This is a genomic window from Protofrankia sp. Cj3, from assembly GCF_917627355.1.
In the GTDB taxonomy this organism is placed as follows: Bacteria; Actinomycetota; Actinomycetes; order Frankiales; family Frankiaceae; genus Protofrankia.
In genome coordinates, this window is the sequence record NZ_CAKJTR010000096.1 from 11,305 (window position 1) to 20,301 (window position 8,997).

7 protein-coding genes and 1 pseudogene are annotated in these 8,997 nt (G+C 69.5%); 5 read left to right on the forward strand and 3 right to left on the reverse strand.

Annotation, left to right across the window (positions count from 1 at the left end):
• Positions 1-55: 55 nt before the first annotated feature.
• From MJ783_RS14215 to MJ783_RS14230, 4 genes are all read left to right on the forward strand, one after another.
• Entirely contained in the window at positions 56-1,636 is a 1,581-nt protein-coding gene (locus MJ783_RS14215; protein ID WP_239310916.1) for a HAMP domain-containing sensor histidine kinase, read from the forward strand.
• Positions 1,626-4,067, forward strand: a complete 2,442-nt coding sequence (gene malQ, locus MJ783_RS14220) for a 4-alpha-glucanotransferase (protein WP_370651627.1) — start codon at positions 1,626-1,628, stop codon at positions 4,065-4,067. Before MJ783_RS14215 ends, malQ begins: the two co-directional genes overlap by 11 nt.
• Before the next feature lie 119 nt (positions 4,068-4,186).
• Positions 4,187-4,549 (forward strand): hypothetical protein, encoded by a 363-nt coding sequence (locus tag MJ783_RS14225; RefSeq protein ID WP_239310917.1) that lies wholly within the window; start codon positions 4,187-4,189, stop codon positions 4,547-4,549.
• Positions 4,536-4,967: a DUF5130 family protein gene (locus MJ783_RS14230; RefSeq protein WP_239310918.1), complete on the forward strand. Its 432-nt coding sequence runs from the start codon at positions 4,536-4,538 to the stop codon at positions 4,965-4,967. The genes MJ783_RS14225 and MJ783_RS14230 overlap by 14 nt, the downstream gene beginning before the upstream one ends.
• Before the next feature lie 704 nt (positions 4,968-5,671).
• On the opposite strand, the gene MJ783_RS14235 is transcribed toward MJ783_RS14230, so the two are convergent.
• Together MJ783_RS14235 and MJ783_RS14240 are read right to left on the reverse strand one after the other, a co-directional pair.
• A complete protein-coding gene (locus MJ783_RS14235) occupies positions 5,672-5,896 on the reverse strand; it encodes a type II toxin-antitoxin system HicA family toxin (protein ID WP_239310919.1) in 225 nt (74 codons plus the stop codon).
• Entirely contained in the window at positions 5,896-6,102 is a 207-nt protein-coding gene (locus tag MJ783_RS14240) for a type II toxin-antitoxin system HicB family antitoxin (RefSeq protein ID WP_239310920.1), read from the reverse strand. The genes MJ783_RS14235 and MJ783_RS14240 overlap by 1 nt, the downstream gene beginning before the upstream one ends.
• A gap of 387 nt (positions 6,103-6,489) precedes the next feature.
• Between MJ783_RS14240 and MJ783_RS14245 the strand changes: the two genes are divergently transcribed.
• Positions 6,490-8,145 carry an IS1182 family transposase gene (locus tag MJ783_RS14245; protein ID WP_239310921.1) on the forward strand — a complete coding sequence of 552 codons (1,656 nt, stop codon included), beginning with the start codon at positions 6,490-6,492 and terminating at the stop codon, positions 8,143-8,145.
• Positions 8,146-8,756: 611 nt separating this feature from the next.
• Here the strand turns inward: MJ783_RS14245 and MJ783_RS14250 are convergent.
• Positions 8,757-8,997: pseudogene (locus MJ783_RS14250) on the reverse strand (hypothetical protein); the annotation flags it as partial.

Here is an 8,997-nt window from a genome sequence, read left to right on the forward strand (position 1 = left end):
CTTAGGAGAGCCGGCGAGGGCGGGCGGGAGCAGGTCCCGTTGTGAGGGCCTCCGGATGAGAGCGCGGCCCCGCCACCCTCGTTTGTCACTTGTGCATCTGCCGTTGCGCAACCGGATGGCGTTGCTCATCGGTCTTGCGGTGACCGCCACGGTAGCGGTCGTGGCAGGCGTGGCACTCGGCGCGACCGGGATCGTGCTCGGTCGGTCCATCGACCACCAGCTGATCCAACAGGCCTACACGGCGGCTCAGACGATCAAGCCGAAAGAGTGGGGCCCCGAGTGGGACCAGGGGCTGATCGTGTTCAACTTCGGCCTGCCCGCGCAGGTCATCAGCACCGACGGCACCCCGACGGCGCCGGACAACCAGGTGGTGATGCTGCCGGTCAACTCCGCCGATATCGCCGTGGCACACGGGGTGGTCAGCCAGCAACTGCGCACGGTCACTGTCGGCGGGGGGCGCTATCGCGTCGCCACCGTTCCCATCCGCATTCCCAGCGTCGGCCTGGGCGCGCTGCAACTGGCCCGGGACATGTCCGACGTCGATCAGACACTACGCGATCTTGGTCTGGTTTTGCTGGGTGTGGGCGTGGTGGGCGTGGCCGGATCGGTGCTGCTCGGTCGGCTGATCGCACGCGCGTCTCTCAAGCCGGTGGATGCCGCCGCCGCGGCCGCTGAGGAGGTCGCCCGTACGCAGGACCTCTCCGCATTGATCCCAGTGACCGGTAGTGATGAAATAGCTCGGTTGGCCAACAGCCTCAACAGCATGCTGCGGGCGCTGGAGGCCTCCCGCGCGCGTCAGCGGGAGCTCGTCGACGATGCCAGTCACGAGCTGCGCACCCCGTTGACCAGTCTGCGGACCAACATCGAGCTACTGCTGCGGGCCGAGGCCAATCCGGCGCGCGCACTGCCCGCGGCCGACCGGGACGCCCTGCTGCGGGACGTGGACGCGCAGATCCGGGAACTGAGCGGACTGGTCAGTGAACTGGTCGAGCTGGCCCGTGATGAGGCGCCCGCCGAGGACGTCGAGCCCGCTGATCTGACCGAGATCGTCCATGTCGCGGCCGACCGGGTGCGCAGGCGCGCCAAAGCCAAGGACGTGCAGATCGTGGTGACCGCTGTCCCGTCGCCCGTGGATGGACGCCCGCACATGCTGGAACGGGCGGTGACGAACCTGCTGGACAACGCGGTGAAATTCTCCCCGGCACAAGGGCGGGTCCATGTGACCGTGGCTCCCGGCGAGGTTGTCGTCACCGATGAGGGCCCGGGGATCGCGCCGGAGGACCGCTCCCGGGTCTTCAACCGGTTCTACCGGGCGACGTCCGCGCGTGGGCTGCCCGGGTCCGGGCTTGGCCTGGCCATCGTGGCGGATGCCGCCGCCGCGCACGGCGGCTGGGTGCGGGCTGAGGAAGGCCCGGCCGGCGGCGCGCTTCTGCGCCTGTCGCTGCCGGTTCCCCCGGACGAGGCATGGCCATCCTCAGCAGGCGCGCCGTCGGCGGTCCAGCCGGGCGCGGCCGTTCCGCGGGAGCCGAGTCTCGTTCCCCAGCTGCGGGAGGAGACTTCCGTACTGGCATCGCCGCCAGCCCGGCCTGCTTACCGTCGCTCCTGGTGGACGAGAGGATCCGGTCGTGACCTCTGACAGCACCGATCACGCCGTCAGCTCGGGCGGCGGCCCCCTGAACGGCCCGGCGAACGATCCCGCTTCCGTTCCTCCCGGTCCCGCGCCGGCCCCTGCTGGTCCCCTGCCGGCCCCTGCTGGTCCCGCCGCCGCGGGCCCTGTCACCGCGGGCTCCACGATCGGCTTCGGCCCGGTCGATGAGGTGCTCGCCCAGCTGGCGGAGGCGCATGGCGTCGCTACCCGTTACATCGACGCGGACGGCCAGGAGGTCACCGTCGCGCCGGACGTCGTGCGGACCGTGCTCGGGCTGCTCAACGTCGACGTCGCGAATCCGGCGACGGCCCTTGCCCAGGCGCGCGACGCGCTGTGGCGGCGTCCGTTGCCCGCCTGTGTGGTGGTGCGGCGCTCCGCGGCCACACCGGTCGTCCTACGGGTGCCAGCCGGCTCGGTCCGCAGCGCCGAGCTGGCCCTTGAAGGCGGCGGGAAACGTCAGCTGACGGACTGGGGCGAGGCGGTCGAACGGCGCACGGTCGATGGTGTGGCCATGCTCGGCCTCCCGCTGAACCTGCCCGCCGGGCTGCCATTCGGTGATCATTTGTTGCGGATCGCGGTCGGCACGACCCTGATCGCGACGAAGGTCGTCGTCGTGCCGGACGCGCTTCCCGCTCCAGCGGGCGCGGCCCACGCCCGCGGCTGGGGATGGATGATCCAGCTGTACGCGCTGCGGTCGGCGGCTTCCTGGGGGATGGGCGACTACGGCGACCTCGCCGCGATCGCCGAGTGGTCCGGGTCGGCTGACGGCCGGCGCGCCGACGTTGTGCTGGTCAACCCGGTGCACGCGGTCGCGCCGACGGTTCCGGTCGAGCCGTCCCCGTACTACCCGACCAGCCGGAGGTTCGCCTCGGCGCTGTATCTGCGTCCCGAGGACCTGCCTGAATATCAGCTGGCGGACGCCGCTACCCGGGCGCGGGTCGATCAGCTCGCCGCCGCTGCCCGCACGGAGGCTGATCCCGATCTGCTTGACCGGGACGCGGTGTGGCGGGCCAAGAGCGCCGCGCTGGAGCTGCTGTTCACCGTCGCGGCCGAGCGGGGCAGGGACCCGGACAGCGACTCGGACAGCGCCTGGGTGGACACCGACCGGGCAGGCGAGGAGGGTCTCATCGACTTCGCCACCTGGTGCGCCCTTGCGGAACGGCACGGCCGGGACTGGCGGCGCTGGCCGGCGGACCTCCACGACCCGGCCGGGTCCGCGGTGGCCGAGGCCCGGATTGAACTGCGGGCACGGATCGCCTTCCACCGCTGGTTGCAACGGTGCTGTGATGCCCAGCTCATGGCCGCGCAGACTGCTGCCCGTCATGCTGGGATGACCATCGGTATCGTTCACGATCTTGCTGTTGGCGTTGATCCCGGTGGTGCGGATGTCTGGGCCTGCCAGGACGTCTTCGCGACCGGCGCGACCATCGGCGCGCCTCCGGATGGGTTCAGCCAGCAGGGCCAGGACTGGCAGCTGCCGCCGTGGCGGCCCGACCGGCTGGCCGAGTCCGGCTACGCGCCGTTTCGGCAGCTGGTTGCCGCTGTGCTCCGTCGAGGCGGTGGCCTGCGGATTGACCATGTCCTGGGGCTGTTCCGGCTGTGGTGGATCCCGGCTGGTAACCCGGCCTCGGCCGGTACATATGTCCGCTATGACGCCGAGGCCATGCTCGGGCTCATCGCGCTGGAAGCGAGCCGGGCCGGTGCGCTCGTCGTCGGTGAGGACCTGGGCACGGTCGAATCCTCGGTGGCGGCGACGCTGGACCGGGCCGGTGTGCTCGGGTCGACTGTCGCGTGGTTCGAACGCGACGCGCATGGTGACCCGCTCGCGCCGCGCAGGTGGCGGGAACCGGCGATGGCGAGCGTTACCACTCATGATCTTCCTACCGTCGCCGGCTACCTTACCGGCGAGCATGTGCGGGTACGCGCCGACCGCGGCCTGCTGCGACAGTCGCGGGAGGCTGAACTCGCCGCCTGGCGGCGGGAACGGGACGCGTTGATCGCGTTGCTGCGGGGCGAGGGGCTGCTCGCTGCGGATCTTGCCACGCTCGACCTGGCCGCGTCGGCGGCGTCCGCCCCCGGCTTGGCCGGCGGCACCGGCGGCACCGGCGGCTCTGGCGGCTCTGGCGGCTCTGGCGGCGCCACGTCGGACCTTGCGGTGACCCGTGAGATCGCCTTCGCTCTACACGGTCTGCTCGCCCGGTCACAGTCGCGGATCGTGCTGGCGGCACCCGGCGACGCCGTCGGTGACCTGCGCCAGCCGAACCTGCCCGGCACGGTGGACTCCTATCCGAACTGGCGGCTTGCGGCCACCGACGCTGACGGCCGGCCCGTAACCATCGAGCGGTTACGGGTGGACCCACAGGTACAGCGGCTTGCGCGGCTGCTCGCCTGTGTCCGTGACCAGGCCGACAGCGGGTGACGACAGCGGGTGAAAGGACAGGCGTGGGTTCGCCCCTCCGGGGGCGCACGGGCCCACGCCACCGCGGGAGGAAGGCCTCTCGGACGACCTTGGGTCAATCACCCGGTAACCTTCGCAACGTGACTCGTCGACGTCTACGGCACACCGCTCGCCGTGCTCTTACCGTAGCGGCACTCGCTTTCCTTACGATCCCGGCGCTTTCCGGTGCCGCGTTCGCGCAGGACATCGGAGACAGTTACAGCCCCGACCCGCTCACGCCGCTCGAGGCCTGGATCGTCTACGGTGGGACGATCGCCGTCGGGTTCGCTGTCGCGATCATCCTGACGGTGCTGTCAAGCCGGGGCAGCGGCCCGTCCCGTTACCGTCCGGGAGGCCCGTGGCCGCACCCGGAGGTGTGGATCGGCGCTCCTCCCGCTGTCGCCGAGGATGAGCGTCCGCACGTGGCGGCCCCTGGCTCGGGTGGTGCCAGTGGCACCTGGTGATGCGTTCACTCATGACCAGCTTGACCGGCTCGGCCGAGCCCAGGCGGCAGCGGAGGCCCAGACCGGCATCCGGTTCACCGTCCGGGTGGGTACGGTCGACGGTGACGCCGATCTTTTCGCTGAGCGGGCATTGGCCAACCTGGTGGACGCCACGCGCGACTCCGCCGTTCTGCTGCTGGTTTCGCCCGGTCAGCGCTTCGCCCGCATCATGACGACACAGGCGGCCAAGAGCCGCGTCTCCGATCAGGCCGCCGGGCTCACGGTTCTCACGATGATCTCCAGTTTCGCGCTCGGTGACATCGTCGGTGGGATCGTCAATGGACTCCGTCAGCTGGCGGACGTGGCCGGCCCGTCGGCGTCCGGTGGGTCCACCGCGGCTGTTGACGTGCCGACCGGGTCGACGAGCGGGGCCCGCTGAGAGCGTCCGTCCAACGTCTGGCGGGCCAAAGGCGATGCGATCGTGGTTCTGGCGTGTCGCCCAGAGGTCAAAGTCCCTGGGCCGTTGGTGGAACTCTGATTGCTTGAGAGCGACCGGCAATGGGAACGTGGCGTCGGCGTGGCTGGGTCACACAGCTCGCGGCGTTGTTGTCGGTCGACGCCCAACACCAGGGTGGCTCCCTCCTCCGCCGCGTGATGCAGCACCCCAACCCCGCTCCTTGATCCACACCCCTATTGCCGGTCGTTCTGAGAGAGCATCTCGTCCAGATAGGCGAAGTTTGTCGGGTCCGGTACACGGCAATTGCCAGGATTCGGGAACGCGAGGTGGGGCATCGACTCACCTGCGCCGTCGTCTGCACCGCCTGAGGCGGCTCTGACGTGGGACGGTTCGACTCTGCCCCGCCTCACCGCCGCCAGAAATCCGACTGAACCATCACAAAATGGACGAGATGCTCTCTGAGACGCCGCGGGAGCGCGGCGAGGACGAGAGAGCGTGGTCACTGCACCCAAGGGTGTACCCAAGCCGGCTGACGTTGATGGACGAGCGCGAACACGGGCGGATGGCGAGCGCAAGGTCATGTCGACATGGCGGACGTCCACGGACGTTGGTGGACAAACCGCCCTCTTCTCTTAATCAGCAGGTTAGGGTACGAAAAACCCCAGCACCATACCTGTGATCGTGGCTTACAGCAGGCCATGCAGGTCATCGACGGTAAGACCCGTATCCCGGAGAATCGACCGCAGCGTACCGGGCCGGATATCACGGCCCCCGTGAACCGGGACAGTCGTCCTGCGCCCGTCCTCATGCTTCATGATGTGGTGGCTGCCATGGATCCGCGCCACGGCGAAGCCGGCCTTCTCCAGCGCCTTAACCACTTGAGCGCCGCGCAGCGCGGGGACCGCCGGCATCAGGCCACGCCGACCGTCACCGTCAGCTCGTCCGGTGCGCTGAACTCGGCGAACCAACCTTCCAGCGCCGTACGCAGATCCTCGATCGCCTCGCCCCGGGTCCGGCCCTCTCCGTTCGCCCCGCCGCCTGGGAGGGGCGCGTGCGCGCAGAACCAGCCGGTCTCGTCCTGCTCGACGGTATAAGGTACGTGAACCACCCGACTCATACCGTCTACAGTACGCCGGATGGCATCCGGATCAGCAGCGCATCCTATCGCCGGGTGGCCTGCCGGCGTGTTCGGCGTGGGTACACGGCAAGCGCTGCGCGCCGAGCCGCCGGATAACAAACTCAAGCGTGCTGTAGGCAGTGGTGGGATGGCCGCTGCCGCCTCGGTCAACAGCAGTCCCCGGCCCTCCGAGTTGCCGTGCAAGTGGGAAAATTTATGATAACGATGCCACTCGGCTGAAGGTTCTGATGATTTTCGTATTAGAAAAGACGATTTTTTGATGCGCTGGTCATAACGCGAACGTACCGGACTCTGTTGGCTAACTCATGGTGTTGATAGCGTCGCTTCCTGTAGGTGACGTTTTCTTGCATGAGGTGTGCCATGTCGATGACCGGACGAGACCGCGCCCAGGTACCCGCCCGAACCGCCGCGGTGGTCCGCGCGGCGTGCCCGAAGGGGACACGGGTGACCAGGCTGCGCGACGCCCTGGGACCGGTCTTCGTCGACGACGACTTCGCGGACTGGTTCGCCACCGAGGGCCGACCCGGGCTGCCCCCGGGCATGCTGGCGCTGGTCTGCGTCCTGCAGGCGATGGAGGACCTCACGGACCGGGATGCCGCCGACGCGGTCCGCACCCGGCTGGACTGGAAATACGCACTGAGTCTCGACCCGGAGCATCCGGGCTTCGACTTCTCCGTGCTGTCCGAGTTCCGCGACCGGCTCGCCCTCGACAGACGCGCGACATCACTGCTGGACACCCTGCTCGACCGAGCCCGGGACACCGGGCTGCTCAAGGCCGGCGCCCGGATGCGCACCGACTCCACCCACGTGCTGGCACGGATCCGCACGCTTAACCGCCTGGAAATGGTGGGCGAGACGGTCCGCGCCGCCCTCGACCAGCTCGCCGCGCTCGCGTCGGGCTGGCTACCGCCCCGGATCAGCCCGGAATGGGCCGAGCGCTACGGCGGCCGCCGGATTGACTCGGCCCGGCTGCCGGCCGGCAAGCAGGCCCGCGCGGCCTGGGGCGACCAGGTCGCCGCGGACGGCGCCGACCTGCTGGAGCTGGTCGAGGCTGACCAGGACAACGCGTGGCTGGCCGGCCTGCCGGCGGTGGCGACGCTGCGGGCGATCTGGGAGCAGCAGTGCGTCCGCGAGCGGCGGGGCCGCTGGCGGCTGCGCGAGGGCAGGATCACCGAGGGAGCCGTGCACATCGACTCCCCCCGGGATCCCCAGGCCCGCTGGTGCCAGAAACGCGACACCACCTGGAGCGGCTACAAGGTCCACCTCAGCGAGACCTGCGACGACGACGCCCCGCACCTGATCGTGCAGGCGGAGACAACCGTGGCGAGGACCACCGACCACGGCGCGCTCGGCGCGATCCGCGACGAGTTCGCCCGGCGGGGCCTGGCGCCAGGCGAGCTGTACCTGGACGAGGGGTACGTCACCGCGGAGGCCGTCGCCGCCGCGGACGACGACGGCACCGAGATCGTCGGGCCGCTGACCCGCGACTCGTCGGGGCAGGCCAAGGCCGGAGGCGGGTTCGCCCGCGACGACTTCGCCATCGACTGGGACGCGAGGACGGCCACCTGCCCGGCCGGCCGGCGCAGCGCCGCCTGGCACCACCGCGGCCACATGGCCGGCGACGGTGCGGCGATCGAGTTCGCCGCGGCCGACTGCCACGCCTGCCCGTTTCGTACCGACTGCACCAGGAGCGTCAGTGCCGGCCGTCAGCTCGTCGTCCCCTCCCGACGGCTCTACGAGATCCAGCGCCGTAACCGCACCGACCAGAACGATCCGGAGTGGAGGCAGCGCTACAGCCATCGCGCGGGCGTGGAGGGTGCCCTGTCCGAGGCGGCCCGCGCCTACGGCGTGCGGCGATGCCGCTACCTCGGGCTGGGGAAGACCAGGGTCCAGCACCAGTTGGCCGCCTGTGGCATGAACGCCGCGCGCATCGCGGACTGGATCGAGCGTGACAGCCAGCCCGCCCCCGCGAGATCCCAGACCAGATTCGCAGCCCTGTGCGCGACAGCGACGCAGAGTTAGCCAACACCGAGCCATATCCGCCTGATTTTCGAACGTTAAATCGTCAACGCTGTTGACTAGCTATCCATCATCATGATCATCGCGGCGCGTTCGATCAAGATCCTTTCTTAAGTGAGAGTCAGCCACTGGTCCGGTTCTCCTGCAAAGTACGGCAAAGCATCGAAGGTGGACCTGTGCTCGGTATGGACCGTACAAGCAGAAGAACAGGCTCACCGAGACCGCAGCCGCACTGTCAAGGCCAAGGGTGCCCACATCCCGCGGGCTGCTACGGGGAAGGGGGCTGCAGGTGGGACGACTAGTACCTTCATTCCGCGTGAGCTAATGCCCCGTCTATGCCGGGATGACCGTCCGAGACAGGGCGCCGGAGGGTTGGAAAGCGCGGAAATCGGCCTCGCGTACCCTCCAGGCGGCATAGTGCCGGAGCATCGGCACAGACAAGGCCACCGATACCGAGCGACGGGCCGACCCGGTGGGCGCCGTCGCCCTCTCGACTGCGTGCGCTCCAACCGGTCGTCAGGGCAAGAAATGCTTGCGCCGCAAGGGTTTCCCGGCTGGCTGCGGTCAGCTGAACTCGTCAGATCGCGGACAGGCCGGTGGTACGGAGGCAGGGTTCAGGCGGCCGTAGCCGCCTGTGGCCGCCCCCGGGACGGGGGGTTCTGACCGGGAACGGCGAAGCCCAGGCTGCGTTGACGAGGGTAGAGCAGGCCCCGTTCGGCCCGCCATCCCCGCCGGTTTTCATGCTGGGTGGCCCAGGCGATGTAGGCGGCACGATCCACGGCATACTGCTCGGCCCGCCGCGCCAGCGTGCCCGCGGTCCCCACCTCGACCGCCACCGCATCCAGATCGCCAGCC

Bases quoted from the DNA above. Each gene is read 5' to 3' on its own strand.
- MJ783_RS14215 (WP_239310916.1), top strand. From the start codon at position 56: ATGAGAGCGCGGCCCCGCCACCCTCGTTTGTCACTTGTGCATCTGCCG.
- MJ783_RS14245 (WP_239310921.1), top strand. From the start codon at position 6,490: ATGACCGGACGAGACCGCGCCCAGGTACCCGCCCGAACCGCCGCGGTG.
- MJ783_RS14235 (WP_239310919.1), bottom strand. From the start codon at position 5,896: ATGCCGGCGGTCCCCGCGCTGCGCGGCGCTCAAGTGGTTAAGGCGCTG.
- MJ783_RS14240 (WP_239310920.1), bottom strand. From the start codon at position 6,102: ATGAGTCGGGTGGTTCACGTACCTTATACCGTCGAGCAGGACGAGACC.